General features: G+C 72.2%; 18 protein-coding genes. 9 read left to right on the plus strand and 9 right to left on the minus strand.

Annotation, left to right across the window (positions count from 1 at the left end; translation table 11 throughout):
- Positions 1 to 277: 277 nt before the first annotated feature.
- Complete coding sequence (locus ACSDR0_RS30585) at positions 278 to 952, minus strand: TetR/AcrR family transcriptional regulator (RefSeq protein ID WP_435292371.1); 675 nt, start codon at positions 950 to 952, stop codon at positions 278 to 280.
- Between the two features lie 75 nt (positions 953 to 1,027).
- Between ACSDR0_RS30585 and ACSDR0_RS30590 the strand changes: the two genes are divergently transcribed.
- Both ACSDR0_RS30590 and ACSDR0_RS30595 read left to right on the plus strand, forming a co-directional pair.
- Positions 1,028 to 1,822: an ABC transporter ATP-binding protein gene (locus ACSDR0_RS30590; protein ID WP_435292372.1), complete on the plus strand. Its 795-nt coding sequence runs from the start codon at positions 1,028 to 1,030 to the stop codon at positions 1,820 to 1,822.
- Positions 1,819 to 2,550 carry an ABC transporter permease gene (locus ACSDR0_RS30595; protein ID WP_435292373.1) on the plus strand — a complete coding sequence of 244 codons (732 nt, stop codon included), beginning with the start codon at positions 1,819 to 1,821 and terminating at the stop codon, positions 2,548 to 2,550. The genes ACSDR0_RS30590 and ACSDR0_RS30595 overlap by 4 nt, the downstream gene beginning before the upstream one ends.
- Before the next feature lie 35 nt (positions 2,551 to 2,585).
- Here the strand turns inward: ACSDR0_RS30595 and ACSDR0_RS30600 are convergent, their stop codons facing one another.
- Both ACSDR0_RS30600 and ACSDR0_RS30605 read right to left on the minus strand, forming a co-directional pair.
- Complete coding sequence (locus tag ACSDR0_RS30600; RefSeq protein ID WP_435292374.1) at positions 2,586 to 2,819, minus strand: hypothetical protein; 234 nt, start codon at positions 2,817 to 2,819, stop codon at positions 2,586 to 2,588.
- Positions 2,820 to 2,823: 4 nt separating this feature from the next.
- Positions 2,824 to 4,182: a S8 family serine peptidase gene (locus ACSDR0_RS30605; RefSeq protein ID WP_435292442.1), complete on the minus strand. Its 1,359-nt coding sequence runs from the start codon at positions 4,180 to 4,182 to the stop codon at positions 2,824 to 2,826.
- A gap of 169 nt (positions 4,183 to 4,351) precedes the next feature.
- Between ACSDR0_RS30605 and ACSDR0_RS30610 the strand changes: the two genes are divergently transcribed.
- Positions 4,352 to 6,433, plus strand: a complete 2,082-nt coding sequence (locus ACSDR0_RS30610; RefSeq protein ID WP_435292375.1) for a spermidine synthase — start codon at positions 4,352 to 4,354, stop codon at positions 6,431 to 6,433.
- Between the two features lie 167 nt (positions 6,434 to 6,600).
- On the opposite strand, the gene ACSDR0_RS30615 is transcribed toward ACSDR0_RS30610, so the two are convergent.
- Together ACSDR0_RS30615 and ACSDR0_RS30620 are read right to left on the minus strand one after the other, a co-directional pair.
- Positions 6,601 to 8,499, minus strand: coding sequence for an LCP family glycopolymer transferase (locus tag ACSDR0_RS30615; RefSeq protein ID WP_435292376.1), 1,899 nt, complete (start codon positions 8,497 to 8,499; stop codon positions 6,601 to 6,603).
- A gap of 384 nt (positions 8,500 to 8,883) precedes the next feature.
- A complete protein-coding gene (locus ACSDR0_RS30620; RefSeq protein ID WP_435292377.1) occupies positions 8,884 to 9,831 on the minus strand; it encodes a neutral zinc metallopeptidase in 948 nt (315 codons plus the stop codon).
- Between the two features lie 1,002 nt (positions 9,832 to 10,833).
- Between ACSDR0_RS30620 and ACSDR0_RS30625 the strand changes: the two genes are divergently transcribed.
- From ACSDR0_RS30625 to ACSDR0_RS30635, 3 genes are all read left to right on the plus strand, one after another.
- On the plus strand, positions 10,834 to 11,703 hold the full coding sequence (locus tag ACSDR0_RS30625; protein WP_329083172.1) for a LysR family transcriptional regulator: 870 nt from the start codon (positions 10,834 to 10,836) through the stop codon (positions 11,701 to 11,703).
- Positions 11,704 to 11,810: 107 nt separating this feature from the next.
- The gene (gene folP / locus ACSDR0_RS30630) at positions 11,811 to 12,644 is read left to right on the plus strand and encodes a dihydropteroate synthase (RefSeq protein WP_435292378.1); all 834 of its coding nucleotides are present in this window, start codon (positions 11,811 to 11,813) and stop codon (positions 12,642 to 12,644) included.
- A gap of 192 nt (positions 12,645 to 12,836) precedes the next feature.
- A complete protein-coding gene (locus ACSDR0_RS30635; RefSeq protein WP_435292379.1) occupies positions 12,837 to 13,454 on the plus strand; it encodes a VOC family protein in 618 nt (205 codons plus the stop codon).
- Between the two features lie 228 nt (positions 13,455 to 13,682).
- Here ACSDR0_RS30635 and ACSDR0_RS30640 read toward each other — a convergent pair whose 3' ends face one another.
- The 4 genes from ACSDR0_RS30640 to ACSDR0_RS30655 form a co-directional block, all read right to left on the minus strand.
- Positions 13,683 to 15,446, minus strand: a complete 1,764-nt coding sequence (locus tag ACSDR0_RS30640; RefSeq protein WP_435292380.1) for a S8 family peptidase — start codon at positions 15,444 to 15,446, stop codon at positions 13,683 to 13,685.
- Between the two features lie 149 nt (positions 15,447 to 15,595).
- Complete coding sequence (locus tag ACSDR0_RS30645) at positions 15,596 to 17,032, minus strand: pyridoxal phosphate-dependent decarboxylase family protein (RefSeq protein ID WP_435292381.1); 1,437 nt, start codon at positions 17,030 to 17,032, stop codon at positions 15,596 to 15,598.
- A gap of 156 nt (positions 17,033 to 17,188) precedes the next feature.
- The gene (locus ACSDR0_RS30650) at positions 17,189 to 18,808 is read right to left on the minus strand and encodes a sensor histidine kinase (protein ID WP_435292382.1); all 1,620 of its coding nucleotides are present in this window, start codon (positions 18,806 to 18,808) and stop codon (positions 17,189 to 17,191) included.
- Positions 18,798 to 19,472: a response regulator transcription factor gene (locus ACSDR0_RS30655; protein ID WP_435292383.1), complete on the minus strand. Its 675-nt coding sequence runs from the start codon at positions 19,470 to 19,472 to the stop codon at positions 18,798 to 18,800. The genes ACSDR0_RS30650 and ACSDR0_RS30655 overlap by 11 nt, the downstream gene beginning before the upstream one ends.
- Before the next feature lie 162 nt (positions 19,473 to 19,634).
- Between ACSDR0_RS30655 and ACSDR0_RS30660 the strand changes: the two genes are divergently transcribed.
- The 3 genes from ACSDR0_RS30660 (at position 19,635) to ACSDR0_RS30670 (ending at position 23,298) form a co-directional block, all read left to right on the plus strand.
- Positions 19,635 to 20,816, plus strand: coding sequence for a LolA family protein (locus ACSDR0_RS30660; RefSeq protein WP_435292384.1), 1,182 nt, complete (start codon positions 19,635 to 19,637; stop codon positions 20,814 to 20,816).
- A 252-nt stretch (positions 20,817 to 21,068) separates the two neighbouring features.
- A complete protein-coding gene (locus ACSDR0_RS30665; protein ID WP_435292385.1) occupies positions 21,069 to 22,154 on the plus strand; it encodes an ATP-binding cassette domain-containing protein in 1,086 nt (361 codons plus the stop codon).
- Positions 22,155 to 22,452: 298 nt separating this feature from the next.
- A complete protein-coding gene (locus ACSDR0_RS30670; protein WP_435292386.1) occupies positions 22,453 to 23,298 on the plus strand; it encodes an ABC transporter permease in 846 nt (281 codons plus the stop codon).
- The last annotated feature ends 2 nt before the right edge of the window (positions 23,299 to 23,300 follow it).

Raw genomic sequence — 23,300 nt, forward strand, 5'->3', positions numbered from 1 at the left:
CCAAAGACCCGTCCATCAGGGACTTCCGGCCCCCTCACCAGCCCGCCACCAGCCCGTCGTCCGCGGGGCCGATCATCGGGGCCGGTTCGTGTCCTCGGCCTGGCCGGCCTCGGTGGAGCACCTCGAGGATGTCGGGCACTACCGGCCGGCCCGCGTTCGGTGACGACCTCGCACGGCCACGACGGCGGGCCGGCACCTCCCGCGCCATGGCGATGACCTACCGGGACGGCAGACCACCGCGCAGGCGAATCGTCCTGATCCCGACTCCGTACAGGCTCTAGCCCGGCTCCCCGACGGAGGTGGCCCGAAGGAGGTCCTGTCGGCGGACGCAGTAGTCGCCGATGCCCGACTCCAGCAGCTCGAAGGCGCGCTCGGCGTGCCGTCGCAGGTCGGGGGCGACGGCCTCGAGGCTCTCGCCCGCCAGCATGCGCTCGACGGCGTGGGTCATCAGCCGGTGCAGCACCGCGCTGACCTGGGCGGCGACGAACGCGGGGGTGAGGTCGCCGGGATCGGCGCCGGCCTCGTCGGCGAGCGTGCTGGCCAGGGCCCGCTCCCGCGCCTCGTTCATCTCCCGCAGCCGGGCGTTGAGTGACGGGCTCTGGGAGACCATGCGGGTGAAGGCGTCGCTTCCCTCGTGGAAGCCGTAGCGGTGGTGTCGGGCCTCGAGCGCCTCCAGGAAGTCGCGGTGCAGCGCCCCCAGCGCGCTCTCCCCGGGCCCGCGCTCCCGGACGACCCTGCTGAGCAGGTCCTCGACCTCCCCCTGCCGGTCGAAGAGCAGGTCCTCCTTGGTGCGGAAGTAGTTGAAGACCGTGTTGACCGACACGTCGGCGGTCCTGGCGACCTCGGCCACCGTCACGTTGTCGAAGCCCTTCGTCACGAACAGCCACGTGGCGATGTCGGAGATGCGCTGCCTGGTCTCCCGTTTCTTGCGCTCGCGCAGGCCCTCGCTCATGGGGTCATTCTAGGTGCCGCGCGAATTTTGCAGTCACTCCAAAATTAGTGTTACTTTAAAAAAGGAGGCGATCAAATGATCAAGACATCAGCTCTGAGCAAGACCTTTCCCGGCGGTGTGGAGGCCGTCCGGAGCGTCGACCTGGTCGTGGAGGCCGGGGAGATCGTCGGATTCCTCGGCCCGAACGGGGCCGGGAAGACGACCACCATGCGAATGCTGACCACCCTGGTACGTCCCACCGGGGGCACCGCCACGGTCGCGGGCCACGATCTGCTCGCCGACCCGAGGGGCGTGCGGCGCCGCATCGGCTACGTGTCCCAGGGCGGCGGGACGGACCTGGCGAACCCGGTGGGGGAGGAGCTGGAACTGCACGCCATGCTGTACGGCATGCGCCCGGCCGAGGCGCGCGATCGGGTCGGGAGGGTGCTCGACCGGTTCGGGCTCACCGAGCTGCGGGAGCGGCCCGGCGGCGCGCTCTCCGGCGGGCAGCGCCGCCGCTTCGACCTCGCCTTCGGCCTGGTCCACGACCCGGCCCTGCTCTTCCTCGACGAGCCCACCACGGGCCTGGACCCGCAGAGCCGGGCCGCGCTGTGGGACCACGTCAGAAGCCTGCGCGACAGGCTCGGCCTCACGGTCTTCCTGACCACGCACTACCTCGACGAGGCGGACGCTCTCGCCGACCGCCTGTTCGTCATCGACGACGGCGTGATCGTCGCCCAGGGCACCCCGGCCGAGCTCAAGGGCGGCACCGGCACCCTCGACGACGTCTTCCTGTCCATCACCGGCCGTTCCCTGAGAGACGATCCGCCGGGCCCGCCCGGGACGGACGGCGAGCGGCAGGCGGCTCACACGGCGGGTGGGGAGCGATGAGCGTCGTCCGCGACACCTGGCTGATCTTCCGGCACAACGTCCGGATCTCCCTGCGGCAGAAGGCCGGGATCGTCTTCGGAGTCCTGCAGCCCCTGCTCTACCTGGTGCTGTTCGGCCCGCTGTTCGTCACGATCGGCCCCTGGGAGACGCTGATCCCCGGCCTGCTCATTCAGGTGGCGCTGTTCAGCGCGGGCCTGGCCGGGTTCGGCATCGTCATGGACGCCAGGGCCGGGGTGCTGGAACGGCTGCGGGTCACTCCGGCGCACCGCGTCTCCCTGCTGCTCGGCCGCGTCCTGGCCAGTTCGCTCACCCTGGTGATCCAGTCGATCATGCTGATCGTGGTGGGGTACGCCTTCGGCCTGCGCGCGGAGATCCCCGGCGTGCTGGTCGCGCTGCTGCTGATGATCCTGCTCGGCGTCAGCCTGGCCGCGCTGTCCAACGCGATCGCGCTCGTCATGAACCCCGAGGTGTTCGCGCCGGTCATGAGCACGGCGATCGTCCCGCTGGTCCTGCTGTCCGGCGCGTTCCTGCCGATGTCGATGGCCCCGGGCTGGCTGGACGTCCTGTCGCGCGCCACACCGTTCCGCTACGTGCTGGAGGCCATGCGCGAGCTGTTCAACGGCCACTACGTGAACTGGACCGTCGGCCTCGGCGTCGCGGTGACGGTGACCCTCTCGGCGATCTGCGTCGTCGTGGGAACGCGCGTCTTCAACCGCGAGAACGCCTGACCGCCCGCCTCACGGCCCCGGAGCCGGGACGCCTCTCAGCCAGGGGGGCCGTACGGCTCGATCCTCGGGTCGGAGTAGGGGCCGCCGTCCGCCGCCGGGGCGATCCGATGGGCGGCGGACTCGCTCACCCGCAGGCCGTACAGGCCCTGGTCGGGGTCGATGAGCACCAGGCCGTAGTCGGTGTCGACGTCCTCCTCGGGCAACTCCAGTCGCCGCATGGCCTGCGTGAGCGTGGTGCCGGGCGGGAGCCGTACGGTGATCAGGAGCATACGCTCACGCTACGCGTCTGGCGCGCCGTCGCAACGAGGTGAGCATTCCGGCCGTGTCGACGACGCCGTAGCCGTAGTCGTGGTCGAACCCGACGCCGCCGTGGTCGTCGGCGGTGCGCCGGAGCAGGGTGCGCAGCTGGGCGGGCGACAGGCGCGAGGAGGGCCACTGGGTGCGCACGGCCGCGACCAGCCCGGCGGCGACGGGGCACGCGGCCGAGGTGCCCGAGTCGGCCTCCTCGTCGCCGAAGGCCCGCGAGCCGGAGAAGTGCGTGTAGGCGCAGAGGTCCGGCTTGCGGGCGGTGAGGCGGCCCGGCCCCTGCGAGGAGTAGCCGACCCGCTCGCCACGGACGTCGACGCCGCCGATCGACAGGACGCGCGGGTGGGAGTTGGCGCCGGTGATCGGCCGGTCGGCGTACGCGCACCGGCCGTCGGGGCAGTCGCGCCCGCAGTTTCCCGCGGCGAACAGCACGTCGGCGCCCGCCCGCTCCAGGCTGGAGACGATCAGGTTGAACGGGTGGGCCGGGTTGTCGGAGTAGTTGCCGGGGTGGCCCGCGGGGAAGTCCCAGTCAGGGGAGAAGGAGCCCCAGCTGTTGCTGATGACCAGGGAGCGCGAGGCGGCGGGCTGGGCTTCGAGGACGGTGCGCAGGTGGGCGAGCGCCGCCACCGCGTCCGACAGCAGGCCGTCCAGCGCCGTGCCGCCGGGGCGCCGGGAGAGCAGCACGGGCACGTCGATCAGTGACGCTCTCGGGGCGGCGATGAGCGCGTCGAAGGCGCACATCGTGCCGTGGTCGACGGGGAACTCGCCCGCCCTGCCCCGCACCCCCGACGGCTTCCAGCTGCGCCGCGCGTCGAGGGCCACGCCGCGGTCGAGTCTCCTGGACACGTGCGCGGCGTTGATGCCGGTGTCGAGCACCGCGAGCGCGACGCCCGAGCCGTCGAGGCCCTCGCGGGCGAGCTCGGCGACGTGCAGCAGCCGCTCCACGTCGCGCCAGTCGCCCATCGGGGGCGTTCCGCCGCAGGTGAGACCCCGCTCGATCACCGGGTCTGCGAAGACCCCCACGACGTCGGGGCGGAGCGCGGGCAGCAGGGTGATCCGGGTGGAGATCTCGTCGTCGGAGATCTCCCCGCGGACCAGGACGGAGGCCTCGTCGCCGGCGACGGAGAACGTCAGGGGCTGGTTGAGCGAGAGGGGGTCGCCCCCCGTGGCGGGAACCGGGCGGGGCACGACGACCGGTTCGAAGGAGGAGTCCACGACGACCCCGGGCAGCGCGTCGGCGACGTCGGCCGCCGTCGTGCTCACCGTGGGGTCGGCCACGGCCGCCACGACGTCGGGGGAGGGACGGAGCTGGAGCAGGACCCGCATGTGCACCACCGGGACTTGAGGGATCGGGTTCCCCACATTCCTTCATCCACCTCGATCGCGTCCAGCCGTTGAAACCACCCCCTATCTGGAGTCATAGGACGTAATCCAGACAAACGACAGGCGCGGATTTCCTTCCCTGCGCGGGTGCCGATCACTAGCGTTGGGCGTCATGACAGCAGAGGCGGAGATGACTCCACCCCTCACCCCCGAAATCCGGCACACGCACTGGCTGAGCACACGACCCAGGTTGATCGTCGCCAGTGGGTTCATGCTCTTCCTGGAGCTGGCCCTGATTCGGTGGACCGGGTCGAACATCGTTCATTTGAGTTACTTCACCAACTTCGTCCTGTTGGGGTCCTTCCTCGGTATCGGGCTCGGTTTTCTCCGGGTGGGACGCAGCACCCGGCAGCCGTACTACTCACCTATCGTGCTGGCCGTCCTGGTCCTGGTCGTGTGGCTCTTCCCTGTCACCGTGGACCGCCAGACCGAGGGGGTCCTGTACTGGACGAGCCTGAGCGCCAGCGGCCCGCCCCCCTGGCTGATCCTGCCGGTGATCTTCGCCGCGGCGGCGATCGTGCTGATGGGCCCGGCCGAGCTGGTCGGGCGGTGCTTCCCCGAGCTCGAACGGCTGGAGGCCTACCGCTACGACCTGATCGGCAGCCTCAGCGGCATCGGGCTGTTCACCGCGCTGTCGTTCCTCAGCGCGCCCCCGGTGGTGTGGGGGACGATCGCCGCGATCGCCTACGCGGTGCTGCTCTGGCCGCGCAGGGTCTGGGCCCGCCTGGCCCTGCTCGTGCCGTCGCTGATCGTCGTCGGCGTCCTCGCGACGGAGACGCTGACGGCCGGGGCGCTGTGGTCGCCCTACTACAAGGTGACCTACGTGCGCGGCTACTGGAACGACGTGCCGCTGATGAACATCGACGTCAACGGCATCCCGCACCAGCAGGCCACCCCGGCCAAGAGCCGTCTGGAGTGGGAGCGCCAGTACGCCCTCCCGTACGAGCGCGCGGCCTCCGGCAAGCTGGACAACGTGCTGATCGTGGGCGCGGGCAGCGGCACCGACGTGTCGATCGCGCTGTCGAAGGGCGCCAAGCACGTGGACGCCGTGGAGATCGACCCCAAGCTGCTCGAACTCGGCCGCTCGTACCACCCGGACAAACCCTACGACGACCCCCGGGTCAGCACCCACGTCACCGACGGCCGCGCCTTCCTGGAGCGGACCTCCGACAAGTACGACCTCATCCTCTTCGCGCTGCCCGACTCGCTCACCCTGGTGTCCGGGGCGAGCTCGCTGCGGCTGGAGAGCTACCTGTTCACCCAGCAGGCGATGGAGGCGGCCAGGGACCACCTCAAACCCGGCGGCGCCTTCTCGATGTACAACTACTACCGCGAGACGTGGCTGGTGGACCGCCTCGGCTCCACCATGCAGGCCGCCTTCGGCCACAAGCCCTGCGTCGACATCGTCAGCGAGACCGGCCAGCAGGCGGTGATCACCGCGGGTCTCACCACCGAGGCGCAGAGGTGCGGCTCCGAGTGGGCGGGGGCGACCGCGGACACCCCGCCACCGGCCAGTGACGACCGGCCCTTCCTCTACCTGAAGGACCGGACGATCCCGCAGATCTACATCATCACCCTCGGCCTGATCCTCCTCGTCAGCCTGTTCGCCGTCCGCGCCGTCGCGGGTCCGTACCGGCGCATGCGCCCGTACGCCGACCTCTTCCTGCTCGGTGTGGCGTTCCTGCTGCTGGAGACCAAGAGCGTCACCGGGTTCGCGCTGCTGTTCGGCACCACCTGGGTGGTGAACGCGATCGTGTTCGGCGGGGTGCTGGTCGCCGTGCTCGCCGCGGTGGAGGTGACACGCCGCTTCAGGGTGCCGTCCCTGCCCGTGATGTACGGCGTGCTGCTCGCCGGGCTGGTCCTGGCCTGGCTGGTGCCCAACTCCTGGCTGCTGAGCCTGCCGCTGCCGTTGCGCGCGGTGGCCGCCGTGGTCGTGGCGTTCCTGCCGATCTTCGCGGCCAACGTGGTGTTCGCCAAGCGCTTCGCCGACTCCGCGGACGCCACGGTGTCCTTCGGAGCCAACCTGCTGGGCGCGATGGTCGGCGGCTGCCTGGAGTATCTGGCGCTGATCATCGGCTACCAGGCGCTGCTGATCGTGGCGGGCCTGATCTATCTGGGCGCCTTCGCCCTGCTGCCCAGGAACGGCGGTGCCGCCGGTGCCGCCGGGACCGTCGGAGCGGCCAAGGTCGGCTGAGCGCCCGGCGAGATCCGGAGCCTCGGGGTCTCGGGGCTCCGGGACCCCGGAGAGAAGCGTGTGGCCCGTCCTCCTTCGCGGGAGGGCGGGCCACACGCCTGTGGTGACCGCGCGGGGGCGGCCGGAGGCGAATCCGCGTCAGGGGCGAAGCCGCTCGCGCGGGGCGGTCAGAACCCGCAGAGCTCGTCCAGGGACTCGGCCTCGGCCTTGTTCTGGGTGGGCGTCTGGCTCGGGGTGACCCCCACTGCCGTCCTGGAGGGCTTGGGCGTGGCGACGGGCGTCGCGCCGCTCGTGCCGGGGGAGGCCGTCGCGGCCAGGGGACGGCGGGCGGGCTGCAGCGACCGGCGCAGCGCCCTGGCGGTCGCGGTACGGATCTTCTGCCAGTCGGGCGAGCCGGTGTAGAACTCCGGCGGCACGAACTGAAGGCTGACGATCTTGGCGTCCTTGACCCTCAGCCCCAGCTCGATGATGTGCTCCAGCAGCTCGCGGGGAATGTCGGTCTTGGCCATCTTCTTGGCCACGTTCGCGATCTTGGCGAAGTTGGTGAGCACGACCGACGGGGTGGCCTGCTGGGCGAAGGCGCCGATGACGCAGCGCTGGCGGGCCATCCGGGAGAAGTCGTCGCTGCCGACGCGGGAACGCCCGTACCAGAGCGCCTCCTCGCCCGAGAGCTTGCGGTATCCGGCCTTGATGGTCCCGGCGGTGCCGTAGAGGCCGCCCCACGGGACGTCGCGCTCCACCCTGATCTTGAGGCCGCCGATGGCGTCCACCAGGTGGGCGAAGCCGAACATGTTCACCAGGGCGTAGTAATCGATCTTCAGGTTGAGCGTGAAGCCGATGGCGTCCATGAGCGCCCGGGGACCCCGCTGCCCGTTCTTCACCCCGGGCATCAGCTCGGGGTGGTCCTCGGCGTACTGCCAGACCTCGTTGAGCAGGCCGCCGTTGGGCAGCTCGCGCATGAAGCCGTCGGGGAACCGCTTGCCGAGCGCGGTGCCGGGCGGGAAGCGGACGTGCTGGAGGTTGCGGGGGAGGCTGAACATGGCGGTGTTGCCGGTCGCGACGTGCACGCTGGCCATGGTCATGCTGTCGGTCCGCACGCCCTCGCGGTTTCCGGCGCCGTCGCCGCCGACGAGCAGGAAGTTCACCCGCTTGCGCCCGCCCCACGGGTCCTCGTGCTTGACGGGGACGGCCGTGGGGTTGCCCGAGTTGCTCTCGAAGATGGCGTTGGCCGTCTCCTTGCCGGTCAGCACGGTGCTCGCGGTCAGCGCGAACGGCGCCATCACCGACACGCACAGCACGCCGACCGCGATGCCCGACACGATCTGTCCCCTGCCGCTGAGCCGGTCGGGCCCGAGGGAGACGTAGGAGAAGAGCACCAGCAGGAACCAGGCGATCGCGCCGACGATGGCCAGGACCGCCCCGGTCATCAACGTGCTGTCGCGGGCGACGAAGCCCGCGTTCCCCTCGGCGCCGATGACGAACCCGCCGACCAGGGCGGCCAGCAGCAGCGCGCCGAAGATCGTGAGCAGGATGTAGCCGGTGCGCCGGTGTCCCGACCGCAGGTGCGCCGCGCCGGGGAGGACCGCCGACAGCGCGGTCCAGCCGATGAGCGCGCCGACCGTCATCGGCCTGGCGAACCGCGGCCGCTTCCCGGGAGGCCCGGAGGGGCCGGACGGTCCGGGGGGGCCGGGCGGAGATCCGGCGGGTCCCCCGGTCTGGCCCGTTCCCTGGCTCTGGGCCGGCCCCGCGGCCTGGCCGGGCCGCGGGGCCGCCCCGGCCTGCGAGGGGGATGTCATCTGGCCGGCGAGCGCGCCCGGGGGAGGAAGGGTCTCCTGCCCGTCGCGCGCGGCCTGCCCGTTGCGTACGGCCTGCCCTTCCCCCGCGCCGCGCGGGGGAAGGGTCTCCTGTCCGTTGCGTACGTCGTGCGCGGGAGGCGCCCCCTGCCCGTTGGGTACGCCCTGCAAGGAGGGCGCCCCCTGCCCGTTGGCGGCGCCCCGTACGCCGGGCGGGGTCTGCGGGGGCGTCCCCCGCCCGTCCGGCATCCCCTGGACCAGGTCGGGAGCCACCCGAGGCCCGTTGTGCGCGTCCCGGGAGGAGGGCGCCTCCTGACCGGTGGGAGCGCCCTTCGCCTGTGCACGTGCCTGTGGCGTGCCGGGTGGGCCAGGGGGGATCTGCGTCTCGGCCGGACCCTGCGCGCCGCCGCGGCCCGCGCCCTGGCCTCCGCTGCGGCGCCGGGGGCGCCGTTTCCCACTGTCGCCGGCGAGATCCCCCGAGTCTTGCCCAAGGCGCATCGTCACACCGCTTCCTACTACGTTTTGCCCCGGTCTACCTGGCAAAACAGCCAAGGTTCCCCGATTGAACGGAATTTGCCAGGATTCTAGTCCCCATACCTGGACATGACAGACAGATAGCTAATCTGTGGTGAATGATCCCTTAAGTCGTGACGTCGCCTAAGACGTCGATGAGGACGGCGCCAACCAGGTGTTGCACTGGAACGCCTTGTTCTTCTCGTAGCCCTGGCGGAACCACCGGTTGTTGTTCGCCGGAGAGCCGTGGTCACGGGGACGGCCGGGCCAGTCGCCGACGCGGGAGTAGAAGTAGTAGAGGGTGTTGCGCCGGGCCGGGGTCACCGGGTAGCTGGCCGCGACCGAGCGCATGAACATCGCGCCGAAGCAGGTCGCCTGGAGCTCGAACCGGCGGCCGAGCGCGAGCCTCCCGCTCCGGCTGCCGGAACGCAGCGACTTCTGCCACCAGGTGGTGGACAGCCCCGACATCTGCTGCACGTGGTGCCCGTACTCGTGCGCCATCATGCTGATGACCCCGCCGTGCCAGTCGGTGAGAGCGCCGTACCCGCCGGAGTCGCCCGCCCCCCTGATCATCGCCGTGGTCGAGGCGTAGATGGTGGTGTTGCGCGGGCAGTAGTACGGCACCGTGCTGCCCCGCGAGGGGAAGTCGCCGCAGGCGCCGCGGCCCCTCGTCGCGGTGAGGGCGTAGCCCGGCCGGTGCCAGTCCATGCCCTGCTTGCGCATGATCTGGGACCAGCCCTTGTCCATGCACCTGGACGTCTTGAGGATCAGCGCCTTGAGCTGGCTGTGGCTGTAGATGCTGGCCGATCCCGCCGGGCAGTGCACCCTGGGAAGGCCTCCGGCCCGGTAGAGCGTGTTGCTCTCCAGGCTGGTGTTGAGCGTGACCCGCACCTTGGCCGGGGGCGCGATCGTGTCCTCCGAGATGTCGGAGGAGGCCGTCGTCCGCCTCGGCTCCGCGGTGGGGGTGTAGGACGGCCTGCTCGCCAGGGTGGGCAGCGGCCGGACCGCGATCGGCGAGACCGGATCCGAGTGACGGTTGCTCTTGATCACCGCGCCCATCACCACGAGCCCGACGAACAGCAGCGCGACCACGCCGAAGATCCCGCCGATGATCGCCCCGGCGTTGGAGCGAGGGCGCTGCGGCTGCCACTGCGGCGGCGGGTGGGCATGCCGCTGCCGGGGGTCCGGCGGCGGTGGCGGTGGCGGGGCCGGATGGCCGTACGGCGTCTGCCCGCCGGGCCGCGTGGGCGGATGCGAGTACCCCTGCCCCGGCGGTGGCTGCCGCGGAGGCGCCGGCGGGGGTGGTGGCGGGGGTGGCGGTGGCTGGAACCGTGGCGGATATCCCGGGGGTGGTGGCTGGGGGTGGCCCTGGGGCGGATATCCCTGACCAGGCGGGGGCGGGGGCGGCGGTTGAGGGTGGCCCTGGGGTGGGTACCCCTGGCCGGGCGGGGGTGGTGGCTGCTGCCGGGGAGCGGGCGGGTACCCGTATCCGGGAGGGAATCCCTGTCCTGGCGGCGACGCCGGGTGGCTCCCGTGCCCCGGCGGCGACGCTGGATGGTTTCCCTGTCTGGGTGGTGCCGATGGATGTCCCGCCTGTCCCGGCGGTGGTGTCGGCGGGTATCCCATCTGTTCCGGCGGTGGTGCCGGCGGGTATCCCGCCTGTCCCGGTGGCGGCGCCGGTGGGCCTCCCTGTCCCGGTGGCGGGTGTCCCTGCCCTGAATAGGCGGGCAGACGCGGATATCCCTGTCCTCCCGGCGCCGGGTGCCCCTGTCCCGGCGGTGGTTGCTGCGCGTACCCCGGTGGTGGCGGCTGGGGATGGCCCTGAGCCGCCCACGGGGGCGGTGCCTGATGTGGTTGCCCCTGTGGCGGAGGGGGTGGTGGAGGGTACTGCCCGTTGCCTGTCACGCTGTCTCCCCGTTAACCCGAGCGTCCGGTATGAGCTACAGGTCCGGACTTTTGCCGAATTTGGGGCGTAAGCATACTGATTTATCATCCGTCACGGATGTCGCTGCATTCGATTACATTCCGAAATCATCCGAGGTGATCTCCGCGATGTACCGGACCGATCCAGGGCCCGTGACCTAGCTTCAAATCATGAATCTGCAGCAGCTCCGCTATGTGGTCGCGACAGCGGAGCATCGCACCATGACCGACGCGGCCAGATCGCTGTACATCGCACAACCTGCCCTTTCCCGTGCGATCAGGGATCTGGAACGAGAGCTCGGGATGACGTTGTTCGCACGTTCCGGACGTGGCGTGGTCGTCACGGCGCAGGGACGCCGGGTGGTCAAACTGGCCCGGGAGGCACTCGACGCCGTCCGCGAGATCGAGGCACTGTCCACGCACGGCCACGCGTCCGAGGCGGAGCTCCGCATCGCCTCGATACCGAGCCTCGAACCGGGGCTGGCAGGACGCCTCCTCCCCGCGTACACCGCCGAACATCCCGGGGTACGCATTCACATCGTCCGCTGTGACGGGCGGGACGGCGTGGTGAGCGCCATCAGGGACCAGCGGGCCGACCTCGGCCTGACGGACCTGCCCGTCCCCACCGATCTGGTCAGCCATCCGCTGGAGCGCCAGGAGATCGTGCTGATCTCCCCGCCCGGCGTGGACCTGCCCGACCCGGTGCCGATGAGGAGACTCAACGGCATGCGGCTGGTGCTGCCGGTTCCCGGCAGTTCCCGGCGCAGGGAGTTCGACGCGCTCTTCGCCAAGCACGGTGTGGCCCCCGTGGTGGCGACGCAGCTCGACGAGCGCGGCAACTGGCTGAGCACCGTCCGTTCGGGTACGGCCTCGATGCTCTGGTACCGGGGGATGGCCGAGCAGGCCGCCCGCGCCGGGCTCGTGGTCCGCACCCTCGATCCCTCGGTCCGCCGGGTGATCGCCATTGTTCACGCGCGACGGCGGCTGCCCGCCATCGCCCAGGAGTTCCTGTCCGTGGCCGAAAGTGGGTCGGCCGCGTAAGGACGCCGGGGCTCGTCAGTTTTTACTGGTTTCCTTAAGTTTCCCCCCAGAGGCGGCGCAGGTGGGAGCGCCGTCCTCTCCGACACCGGGTTATAGGCTCGGTCTCGATGACTATCTTGCGCCTGCGCGGCCGTGAGTTCCGGCCCGGCGAGTTCGCGATCATGGCGGTGGTCAACCGCACCCCCGACTCCTTCTTCGACAAGGGGAGGACGTACGGCTTCGCGGCTGCCCTGGAGGCGGTGGACGGTGCCGTCGCGGGAGGCGCGGACATCGTCGACATCGGCGGCGTCAAGGCGGGTCCCGGCGACGAGGTCGATCCCGCCGAGGAGATCCGCCGGGTGGCCGACCTGGTCGCGGAGGTCAGGCGTCGTCACCCCCGGCTCATCGTCAGCGTCGACACCTGGCGCGCGGAGGTCGCCGAGGTCGTCGCCGAGGCGGGCGCGGACCTTCTCAACGACACCTGGGGCGGGGTCGACCCCGAACTGGCCGGGGTCGCCGCCAAGCACGGCATCGGCCTGGTCTGCGCGCACGCCGGGCGCGTGACCCCGCGCACCCGCCCGCACCGTATCGCCTACGCCGACGTGGTCGCCGACGTCATCGGCTACACCGTCGACCTCGCCGAGCGCGCCGTCGCCGCGGGGGTGCCCAGGGAGTCGATACTGATCGACCCGGCGCACGACTTCGGCAAGAACACCTGGCACTCCCTGGAGGTCAGCCGCCGCCTGGACGAGATGGTCGCCACCGGCTGGCCGGTGCTCGTGGCGGTCTCCAACAAGGACTTCGTCGGCGAGACCCTCGGCGGCCTGCCGGTGGACGAGCGCCACGCCGGGACCATGGCCACGCTGGCGGTCTCCGCCTGGCAGGGCGCCCGGGTCTTCCGGGTCCACGACGCCGCGTCCGCCCGCGCCGCCCTCGCCACCGTCCAAGGACTGCGCCGGTGACGGTGCCGACGACGGTGCCGCCGATGACCCCCGCGCAGCCCTCGCCCTCCTCGCCTCCGCCGGACCGCGCCGACGCCCGTGACGGTGCCGGTGCGGGCGGCGGTGACGACGCCCGCCTCGCCTCGAACCGCGAGTACACCTCTCCAGCGGGCGCCGCGCCGCCCGCCGCAAGCACGGACGGGAGCCCGACCCATGCCGGAAGAACTGCTCGACCACCTCGTCTACGCCACCCCCGACCTGTACGCGACCGTACGGGAGATCGCGGACCTGCTCGGCGTGGAGCCCGCCGAGGGCGGACGCCACGTGGGGCTGGGCACCCGCAACTACCTGCTGGGCCTGGGCGGGCACCGCTACCTTGAGATCATCGGCCCCGACCCCGACCAGCCGGATCCCGGCCTCGCCCGGCCGTTCGGCCTCGACCTGCTGCCCGGCCCGCGCCTGGTCACCTGGGCGATCCACCCGGCCGACCTCGACGCGGCCGTCGCGCGGGCCCGTGAGCGCGGCTACGAGCCGGGTGACATCCACCCGATGTCGCGCCGTACCCCGCAGGGGGAGCTGCTGGAGTGGCGCCTCACATCCTCGCCCGACGACACCGGCGACGGCCTGGTCCCGTTCCTGATCGACTGGGGGAGCACGGCGCACCCCGCCGAGCGCGGCCTGCCCGTGGTGGAGCTGACCTCCCTCACCGCCCGCCACCCCGACCCCGCGGCCGTCGCCGCGGACCTGGCCGCACTCGGGGTCGAGCTGGAGGTGGCCGCCGGTGACGAGCCCCGCCTGGTGGCCGTGATCGGCGGGATCAGGCTCTCGTAGAGCGTCGTCCGCCGCCCCGACCGGCCAGGGGGCAGGCAGGATCAGAGCCGGACCGGACCCGCCTCGGGGCCTACGCGCAGAAGGATGAACAGGACATCCGCCTCGGGGTCCGGCCCGCCCCGAGGAGGGACGGGCCGGGCCCCGGGGGAGGAACGGATCGGGCCACCCGTCGGGGGGAACGGGTGGCCCGATCGCGAGGCGGGGGCGCGCCTCGCACTCCAGGAAGGTCTACTGTGAGGTGATCTTGACGTCGTCGACCCCGGCCTCCACCAGGCTCGCTCCGGAGGCGTCGGCCGCGTCCACGACGACGCGGACGACCTGCCCGGCGTGGCCGGAGATGTTGGCCGTGGCGGTGGCCCAGGCGGCGGCGCGGTTGGACGCGGCACCGGTCTGGTTCAGCACGGTCGTGGTCGTGGTGCCGACCACGCGGACCCGGACGTAGTCCGCGCTGCTCGCGTTGTTCAGGTGGCCGAGGTACCAGGAGAAGGACAGCGTGAGCGTCCCGCTCGCGGGCAGCGTGATCGCCGGCGACTGGGCGCTCGTCACGCCGCCGTCGATGTCGCCTTCGCCCGCGCTCGATCCGGCCGCCGCGCCACTGACCAGCCCGTACGTGCCGCTGGGGGTGGTGCCGGGCTGGGTGGTCACGCCGCTGCTCGACGTCTGTCCCGGGTCGCCGCGCTCGAGGCGGCCCGTGGTCGCGGTGTCGGTGCCGCCGGGGTTGACCGCCCAGCCGCGCTCGGCCTCGAAGTCGTCGGAGTAGACCACGGTGGGCCCGGGGCCGGGGCCGCCGCCTCCGACGTACAGCAGCAGGTTCGGCGATCCGGTGCCGGGGCTGGTCACCACGCCGGGCGTGGCGTTGGTGACGATCGTGTCGCGCACCTGCGCGGGGGTGGCGGTGGGACTGCCGCTGAGGATCAGCGCCGCCGCGCCCGCGACGTGCGGGGAGGCCATCGAGGTGCCGTTGATCGTGTTGGAGGCGGTGTCGTTCGTGTTCCAGGCCGAGGTGATGGCGGAGCCGGGGGCGAACAGGTCCAGGCAGGTGCCGAAGTTGGAGTAGGACGCGCGGGCGTCGGTGTTGGTGGTGGCGCCCACCGTGATCGCGGCGGGAAGCCGCGCGGGGGAACGGGTGCACGCGTTGGTGCTCTCGTTGCCGGCGGCGAGCGCGTACACGACACCGGAGGCGATGGAGTTGGAGACCGCGGTGTCGAGCGTGGCGCTCGCGCTGCCGCCCAGGCTCATGTTGGCCACGGCCGGCTTGACCGCGTTGGCGGTGACCCAGTCCACGCCCTCGATGATGATCGAGGTGGACGTGCTGTTGCCGCAGCCGAACACCCGCACGCCGACCAGCGTGACGGCCTTGGCGATGCCGTACTGGCCGCCGCCGACCGTTCCCGAGACGTGGGTGCCGTGGCCGTTGCAGTCGGCCACGTCGTTGTCGTCGTCGTAGACGTCGCGTCCGGCCTGCGCCCGCCCGCCGAAGTCGGAGTGGGTGACCCGGATGCCGGTGTCGATGATGTAGGCCCGCACGCCGGAACCGGTGTTCGGCGCGGTGTAGTTGCCGTCGAGCGGCAGGTTCCGCTGGTCGACCCGGTCCAGGCCCCACGAGGACACGGCCTGGTTGACCAGGGTGAACTCCTGGTCCTGCTCGACGTAGGCGACGTCGGACCGCGCGGCGATCCGCTGGGCCTGCTCCTCGCTGGCCCGGACGGCGAAGCCGTTGATGGCGCGCTGGTAGACGGCGCTGACCTGCGCGCCCTCGCCCTCGGCGACCTCGCGTGCCCGGCGTTCGCGGTCGACGCGGCTGAACTGACCCTTGAGGACCACGATGTAGCTGTCGGGGAGCGCGGTCGCGCTGTCTGCTTTGGCGATGAAACCGGTGGATTCCGTGGAACCCGTGTGCTGCCGCGCCGAGGCCGGGGTGACCGACCCGAGGGCGAGCAGGAGTGCGGCGGTGACCAAGCCCGCTAATCGGATGGCGGGGGCCTTGCTCATGTTCGCGGACCTCCTGGAGGGGGTGGGCCCGGCATCCCGGTCGGGGATCCCGGGCGGCGGTGGAGCGTCCCCATCGTCGGCCAGCGTGATATTTACTGCAATATCATGACTGAAGTAAATCAATTTGTTATGTAGTTGTACGCGAGGAATCAGGAGTAGATAACAGAAAGGAAGCGGATCAGGATCGCCTCTCGCCGGTCGGCGGGAAGGGCGTCGAGAACCGCGTTGACCACGGCCATCTCCGGCTGCCCCGAGCCGCCCAGGTCCACCCCGACCGCCGCCGCGAGCTCGCCGAAGGCGGCGTCGTCCAGCGCGTCCAGGTCCAGGCCCGCCACCAGCTCCACCAGCCCCTCCGGCAGCTCCGCGGGACCCCGCTCGCGCGCCGCCTCCGCGGCCTCCGCGATCACCTCCAGCATCGCCTCGACGCCCCGCAGGGTCACCCCGGTCACCGTGATGTGGATGTTGGCCGGGATACCCGCGTAGGACAGCTGCGGCTGCAGGAACCACCCGCGTTTCCTGGCCTCGTCCGACAGCACGAACACGTCCACCCCGTCCCCGTCCCCGCCCCCGTCCGAGCCGAAGGCGACCAGCGTCGACTCCGGGTCGCCGAGCACCCGCAGCCCCGGGATCTTCGCGATGCCCTCGCGGAGCTCGCGGGCCGCCGCCAGGGTGGTGCGGCCGAGCTCCAGGTAGCCCTCCCGGCCCAGCGCCTGGAAGGTGGCCCACGCCCCGCCCAGCGGGCCCGCGGACTTCGAGCTCTGCACGGTGGCGTTGATCACCGTGTAGCCGGGCCACGACGCCGAGGCGAAGTAGGCCCTGCGCCTCATCGCCGGGTCGGCGAACAGCACGACCGAGGCGCCCTTGGGCGCGTAGCCGAACTTGTGCAGGTCGCACGAGAGCGACGTGACCCCCGGTACCGACAGGTCGAAGGGCGGGACGTCCGCCCCGGCCTCGCGCAGCCACGGCAGCAGCCACCCGCCCACGCAGGCGTCCACGTGGCACGGCACGCCGCGCGCGGCGGCGATCCCGGCGATCTCGGCGACCGGGTCGATCACGCCCTGGGGGTAGGACGGCGCCGAGGCGACCACCAGGACGGTGTCCTCGGTGATCGCGGCCTCGATGCCCGTGGGGGAGGCGCGGAACGTCACCGGGTCCACCGGCACGGCGTCCACCACGAGCCCCAGGTAGTGGGCGGCCTTGTGGAAGGCCGGATGCGCGGTCACCGGGACCGCCATCCGGGGGCGCCCCACGGTCTCCCGCGCGTCCCGCGCGGCCTTCACCGCCAGCATGACCGACTCGGTGCCGCCGCTGGTGAAGATGCCCGAACCCCCGCCGAGCAGCTCGGCGACCGCGCCGACGACCTGCTTCTCCATCTCCACCACGCTGGGAAAGGCCGTCGGGTCGAGGGTGTTGACCTCCAGCATCTCGAAGTAGGCCCTGGCGGCGGCCTCGTGCACCTCGGGCCGCCCGGTGTCGTAGACGTACGCGGTCACCTTGCCGCCGCGCACCGGCAGGTCGTCCCGCTTGAGGCGGGTGATCTCGGCCAGCAGATCCTCGGTGCTGCGGCCCTTGTCAGGCAGGCTCATCGGTCTCCTCGGGGGGTACGGCTCACGCGTGCCGGGAAAGTGCCAGCATCACACGAATCGTGCCGTACGGGGATCCGGCGGCACCGCGCGACCCGGCGTCCGGAACGGGTGTTCGGCGGGGCGGTCACCCGGCTGGGCGGGTGACCCGCGCCCCGGTCAGGACAGCGGAAGCCGTACGACCGCGCGCAGGCCCGGACGGGCGTCCTCCAGGTGGACCGCGCCGCCGTGGGCGTGGACCGTCTCGCGCACGATGGCCAGGCCCAGCCCGGCCCCGCCCTCGTCGCGGCTGCGCGCGCTGTCCAGCCGGGTGAACCGGTCGAACACCCGCTCCCGGTCGGCCTCGGGGATGCCCGGCCCGTCGTCGGTGACGGTCAGCACGGCGTCGGCCCCCTCGGCCCGCAGCTCGACCACCACGGGGGCGCTGTTGTGCCGCAGCGCGTTGTCGACCAGGTTGACCAGCACCCGGCCCAGATCCAGCGCGTCCCCGGTGACCCTGATCGGCCCGCCCTCCGGCTCGCCGGCGACCGCACCGGGCCCGTTCCCCGGTCCGTTTCCCGATCCGTTCCGTCTGGCCCCCTGTCCGCTCTCCGATCCGCTTACCGGTACGTCCGCGATTCTCACCGTGACGGCGTCGCCGTACCGCTCCACGGTCTGCGGGACCAGCTGGTCCAGCTCCACCGGCTCCCCTCGCGCGGGCGTGCCGCCGCGCTCGTCCAGGCGGGCCAGCGAGAGCAGGTCCTCGGCCAGCCGCGACAGGCGCATGGTGTCCTCCAGCACGCCCTCGGCCGTCTCCCGCCAGTCCTGCCCCTCGGGGTGGCCGAGCGCCACCTCCAGCTGGAGCCGGATGCTCGCCAGCGGGCTGCGCAGCTCGTGCGCCGCGTCCGAGACCAGGGCCCGCTGCCGGATGCCGGCCTTCTCCAGCCGGGCCAGCATCGCGTTCAGCGTCGTGGCCAGGCTGTGCACCTCGTCGCGCGCCTCGGGCACCGGCAGGCGGCGTGAGCGGGCGGTGTCGGTGATCTCGTCCGCGCCCCGGCGCAGCGCCGCGATCGGCCGCAGGGTCCCGCCGATGATCACCCAGCTGGCTCCCGCGAGCAGGACCAGCAGCAACGGCGTGCCGACGACCAGCACGTGCCCGGCCGTGGAGATGCTGGTCTGCACCTCGCTGAAGGGACGCGCCGCGATCACCGTCTGCCCCCGGTCGGCGCTGAGCACCCGGACGCGGAGCATGTGCGGGATGCCGTACGGCTTGCCGTCCAGGAAGCGCGCCTCGCCCCCGCCGATCGCCGCCGCGCGTTCCCGGGCGTTCAGCAGTGGCACCAGCCTGTCGGTGCCGGTGGTCGTGTGGGTGATCCGCCCCGCGCCGTCGATCACCTGCAGGAGCGTGCCGTCCGGCGAGGTCATCTCGTCGGGCAGCCGCCCGGCGTCGGCCAGCGAGACCGTGTTCCTGGCCCGCTGGTAGATCGCGTCGTCGATGGTGGCCAGCAGCGCGTTGCCGAGCACGGTGATCATCACGTAGGCCGAGACCACCAGCGCCACCGCCAGCACGGCCGAGGCGACCGCCGTCAGCCGGAAGCGCAGGCTCTTGCGCCGCCACCGGCCGACCGCGCGCCCTCCTCCGTGCGCGACCGCGTCGGCCTGGGAGGTCGGGGAGGCCGGGGAGGTACGGGAACCCGGGCCGGCCCCGGTGGCGGACCGCTTCCGGCGGTCCCGTGGCTTCTGGCGGTCCCGCCGCTCCCGGGGGTCCTCGCGGTCCCGGGGGGCCGGATCAGCCGCCATCGCCGGCCAGCCGGTATCCCGCTCCCCGCACCGTCTGCAGCGCGTTCCTGGAGAACGGCACGTCGATCTTGCGCCGCAGGTAGCCGACGTAGACCTCGACCACGTTGGGATCGGTGTCGAAGGTGTCCCAGACGTGTTCCAGGATCTCCGTCTTGGAGACCACCTCATCGTGGTGGCGGAGCAGGAACTCCAGCAGCGCGAACTCCCTGGGCGTCAGCTCCACCGGCGTCTCGCCTCTGGTGACGCGCCGTCGCGCCGGGTCGAGCGCCAGATCCCCGGCCTTCAACACGGCCGGGCGCCGATTCGCCCCGCGCCGCAGCAGCGCCCTCAGCCTGGCCACCAGCACCACGTACGAGAACGGCTTGGTCAGGTAGTCGTCGGCGCCGAGGTCGAGCCCGTCGGCCATGTCGTACTCGCCGTCCTTGGCCGACAGCATCAGGATCGGAACCCAGTTCTCCTCGGCCCGCAGCTGCTTGCAGACGTTGTAGCCGGAGATCCTGGGCAGCATGATGTCCAGCACCACGACGTCGTACTCACCGTACCTGGCCTGGTGCAGGCCGTCCTCCCCGTCGTGCGCGAGATCGACCGCGAACCCCTCGGCCTGCAGACCACGCTGCAGGGCGGCGGCCATCCTCCGCTCGTCCTCAACGACGAGAACCCGCATGACTGCCCCTTCCACCACCTCGGACGTGCCCATCCTCGACCACCCGGCCTGAGAGGCGGCTGAGAAGGCTGTGAACACTCTCAGTCTGTCTCAGCTTCGGCACAGGACCCGTCACGCAGGCTGCTGTCGACAGGGATTGACGGCATACCGTGGAGGAATGAGATGTCTGAGCAAGCGAGACGGGGCCGCGCGGTGAGGTGGGCCGTGCCGGTCGCCGCGATCGCGGTGGTCGCCGGAGCCATCGGAGCCGGACCGGTCATCGCCGCCGTCCAGGGGGATCCCGTACTACCCGAGCGCACCGCGGAGCAACTGCTGGCGAGCGCCGCCCAGGCGAGTCAGGCCGGGCTGAAGCCCATGTCGGGCACCGTCATGCAGACCGCCTCGCTCGGGCTTCCCGGGCTGCCCGGGGTGCCCGAGATGGGCGGATCCTCGCCCGCGGCCCTGCTGGCGGGCTCGCACGAGCTCAAGGTCTGGTACGGCGGCGAGGACAAGGTCCGCTTCGCACTCCCCGGACGGATGAGCGAGACCGACCTGATCGTCAACGGCGACCAGGTGTGGCTGTGGCAGAGCGACGTCAACAAGGCCACCCGCGTCAAGGCCGGGAACACGGAGGGTGCCGGAGGGCCGGGCGACGGGACCGGCCGGGCCCACGAGGCGCTGCCCACGGCGACCACGCCGCAGCAGCTCGCCCAGAAGCTGCTGGGGCAGGTCGGGGCCGACACCACCGTCAGCGTGACCAGCACCGAGAAGGTCGCCGACCGCGCGGCCTACCAGCTCGTCCTGGCGCCCAAGGACCCCTCGTCCCTGGTCAAGGAGGTCAAGCTGGCGCTGGACGGTGAGACCTTCGTCCCGCTGCGAATCCAGGTGTACGCCAGGAGCGCGGCCGAGCCCGCCTTCGAGGTCGGCTTCACCTCGGTCACGTTCTCCCCGCCCGCCGCGGAGAACTTCACCTTCACCCCGCCCGCGGGGGCCAAGGTCGAGGAGACGTCGATCGGCGAGCTGACCGAGGGGCACGGGGCGCCGCAGGGCGAGCGGCTCAAGGAGGGGGAGGAGATCAAGGACAAGACCAAGACCGTCGGCCGGGGCTGGACCACCGTCGCGGTGATCCCCGCCTCCGAGATGGAGAAGCTGACCTCGGCGCCACAGGGTGAGGCCCCCGCCGGGCAGGACGCCGGTGCGATCACCGACGCCCTGCTGCAGTCGGCCAAGCCGATCAGCGGCACGTGGGGCAGCGGCAAGGTCATCCAGACCAAGCTGGTCTCCGCGCTGCTGACCGACGACGGCCGTCTGCTGGTCGGCGCCGTCACCCCGGAGAAGCTGTCCGAGGCGGCCGGTCAGAAGTGAGCCCGGTGCCGGGGGCCTGACGCCTCTTCGGCCCAGGCTCCCGGCGGGGTCCCCGCATCCCGCGTGCGAGATGCGGGGACGGGGCCCGGCGGCGCGAATCGGGGACGCCGTCCGGGCCCCGCGGACCGCTCAGGGAATCCGGCGCGTTCGGCGCGTTCACGGGTGTTCGTGGGCGCTCGCGAACGTCCGGTGCGCGAGATCAGGCGGGACGGCCGCGCGGCCGTCCCGGAACCGACGAGCAGTGGGGGAGAAGTGCCGATCGTCCAGGACGCGAGGAACAGCGGGAACGGAGAGAACCGGATCGGCGGGGCCCCGGAGGGCGGGACCGGCGAGGCCGGGGACGGCAGGACGGGCGAGGGCGCCGTCCTGACGGCCGAGAGACCCGCGCCGGTTCCCGCCGCCGACGGGGAGTTCGCCATCGTCACCAGCGGGCTGACCAAGCGCTTCGGGAGCGGCCAGGTGGCCGTGGACGCCCTCGACCTGGCCGTACCCGGCGGGTCGGTGTTCGGCTTCCTCGGCCCCAACGGCTCGGGCAAGACCACCACGATCCGCATGCTGCTCGGGCTGGTGGCCCCGACGGCGGGGAGCTGGCGGCTGCTCGGCACGCCGATGCCCGGGGGCGCGGGCGGAGTGCTGCCCAGGGTGGGTGCCCTGGTCGAGGGGCCGGCCTTCTACCCCTACCTGTCGGGCGAGGCCAACCTGCGCCGCTACGACGCCGCCGACCCGTCGGCCGACCCGCGCACCGTCTCGGCCAGGATCGGGTACGCGCTGGAACGGGTGGGCCTGGCCGCCGCGGCCGGCAAGCGCTACCGCGCCTACTCGCTCGGCATGCGGCAGCGGCTGGCCATCGCCGCCGCGCTGCTCGGCCCGAGGGAACTGCTGATCCTCGACGAGCCGACCAACGGCCTGGACCCGCAGGGCACCCGCGAGGTGCGCGGCCTGGTCAAGGAGATCGCCGCCGAGGGGGCGACGGTGTTCGTCTCCTCCCACCTGCTGGCCGAGGTGGAGCAGATGTGCTCGCACATCGCCGTCATGCGGACCGGGCGGCTCGTCGCCCAGGGATCCATCGCCGAGCTGCGCGCGGGGGAGACGGTCAGGATCCGGGTGGAGACCCCCGACACCGTCGAGGCGGCGGCCGTGCTGGCCGGGCTCGGCCTGCCGGAGATCCGCCTCGGCGACGGCGAGGTCAGTGCCGCGCTGGGCACCGGCGCGGCGGAGCGGGTGTGCGCCGCCCTGGTCGCGGACGGGGTCGCCGTCCGCGGCCTCGCCGTCCAGCGGCCCAGCCTTGAGGACATGTTCGTGGGCCTGACCGGGGAGGGATTCGATGTCGACGGTTAGCGGGAAGGAAGCCGTGTCCACCGAGAACGCCATACGCACCACCTCCGAGGAGCCTGCCGGAGGGACGGGCCTCGCGACGGAGACGGCCCCCGCGGACGGCCGGGAGCCGCGGACCGTGACCGGCGCCCCTTCGGCCCCTGGAGCGGATCCGGTGCCGGGGGCGGCCCCGGGAGCGGGTCCGATGCCGGGTCCGGTGCCGGGGGCGGCCCCGGGAACCGGCTCCGCCGCGGGGCCGGCCCCGGCGGGTCCTGTCTCCGGCGGGGGCGCCTCCGGAGGCCGGATCCCTCCCGCGCGAGCCGTGGGCGCCACCAGGGCGTGGCTGCGGCTGCTCGGCTCGGAGATCGGCCTGACCTTCCGGCGGCCGAGGAACATCGCCATGCTCGCCGTGCTCGCCGTGATCCCGGCGCTGATCGGGATCGCGCTGCGCATGTTCAGCGGATCCATGGGGGACGGGGGTGGCGGTGGCGGTGGCGGGCCGGCCATCTTCGAGCAGGTCACCGGGAACGGGCTGTTCCTCACCTTCGCCGCGCTCTCGGTCCTGGTGCAGCTGCTGCTGCCGGTCGCCGTCGCGGTCGTCGCCGGGGACTCGATCGCCGGCGAGGCGGGCATCGGCACGTTGCGCTACCTGCTCGCGGCCCCGGCCGGCCGGGGCCGCCTGCTGGCCGTCAAGTACGCCGGCGTCGTCGTCTTCTGCCTGGCCGCCGTCGCCGTGGTGGCGCTGTCCGCGCTGCTCGTCGGCCTGCTGCTGTTCCCCGCCGGTCCGATCACGCTGCTGTCGGGAGGCACGATCCCCTTCCTCGACGGCGTGCTGCGGATCGGCGTCGTCGTCCTGTACGTCACCGCCGGCATGGCCGCTCTGGGCGCCGTCGCGCTGGCCCTGTCGACCCTGACCGAGGTGTCGATCGGGGCCATCGCCTCGACCGTGGTCCTCGTCATCGTGGCCCAGGTGCTGGGGGTCATCCCGCAGCTGTCCGTGATCCGGCCCTACCTGCTCACCGACTGGTGGAGCGGCTTCGACGGCGTCCTGCGGGATCCGGTGGCCACCGGCGAGATGGGACAGGGCCTGCTGGTCTTCGCCGCCTACATCGTCGTCTTCGGCTCCATCGCCTGGGCCCGTTTCACGGGCAAGGACATCACCGCCTGATC

The organism is Streptosporangium sp. G11, assembly GCF_051192615.1.
Lineage (GTDB): Bacteria > Actinomycetota > Actinomycetes > Streptosporangiales > Streptosporangiaceae > Streptosporangium.

What these genes read in the sequence shown, in the direction of transcription:
- ACSDR0_RS30655 (WP_435292383.1), bottom strand. Translation starts at nt 19,472, where the DNA reads ATGCGGGTTCTCGTCGTTGAGGACGAGCGGAGGATGGCCGCCGCCCTG.
- ACSDR0_RS30650 (WP_435292382.1), bottom strand. Translation starts at nt 18,808, where the DNA reads ATGGCGGCTGATCCGGCCCCCCGGGACCGCGAGGACCCCCGGGAGCGG.
- ACSDR0_RS30585 (WP_435292371.1), bottom strand. Translation starts at nt 952, where the DNA reads ATGAGCGAGGGCCTGCGCGAGCGCAAGAAACGGGAGACCAGGCAGCGC.
- folP (WP_435292378.1), top strand. Translation starts at nt 11,811, where the DNA reads ATGACTATCTTGCGCCTGCGCGGCCGTGAGTTCCGGCCCGGCGAGTTC.
- ACSDR0_RS30625 (WP_329083172.1), top strand. Translation starts at nt 10,834, where the DNA reads ATGAATCTGCAGCAGCTCCGCTATGTGGTCGCGACAGCGGAGCATCGC.
- ACSDR0_RS30660 (WP_435292384.1), top strand. Translation starts at nt 19,635, where the DNA reads ATGTCTGAGCAAGCGAGACGGGGCCGCGCGGTGAGGTGGGCCGTGCCG.
- ACSDR0_RS30605 (WP_435292442.1), bottom strand. Translation starts at nt 4,182, where the DNA reads ATGCGGGTCCTGCTCCAGCTCCGTCCCTCCCCCGACGTCGTGGCGGCC.
- ACSDR0_RS30590 (WP_435292372.1), top strand. Translation starts at nt 1,028, where the DNA reads ATGATCAAGACATCAGCTCTGAGCAAGACCTTTCCCGGCGGTGTGGAG.
- ACSDR0_RS30595 (WP_435292373.1), top strand. Translation starts at nt 1,819, where the DNA reads ATGAGCGTCGTCCGCGACACCTGGCTGATCTTCCGGCACAACGTCCGG.
- ACSDR0_RS30640 (WP_435292380.1), bottom strand. Translation starts at nt 15,446, where the DNA reads ATGAGCAAGGCCCCCGCCATCCGATTAGCGGGCTTGGTCACCGCCGCA.
- ACSDR0_RS30635 (WP_435292379.1), top strand. Translation starts at nt 12,837, where the DNA reads ATGCCGGAAGAACTGCTCGACCACCTCGTCTACGCCACCCCCGACCTG.
- ACSDR0_RS30610 (WP_435292375.1), top strand. Translation starts at nt 4,352, where the DNA reads ATGACAGCAGAGGCGGAGATGACTCCACCCCTCACCCCCGAAATCCGG.
- ACSDR0_RS30600 (WP_435292374.1), bottom strand. Translation starts at nt 2,819, where the DNA reads ATGCTCCTGATCACCGTACGGCTCCCGCCCGGCACCACGCTCACGCAG.
- ACSDR0_RS30645 (WP_435292381.1), bottom strand. Translation starts at nt 17,032, where the DNA reads ATGAGCCTGCCTGACAAGGGCCGCAGCACCGAGGATCTGCTGGCCGAG.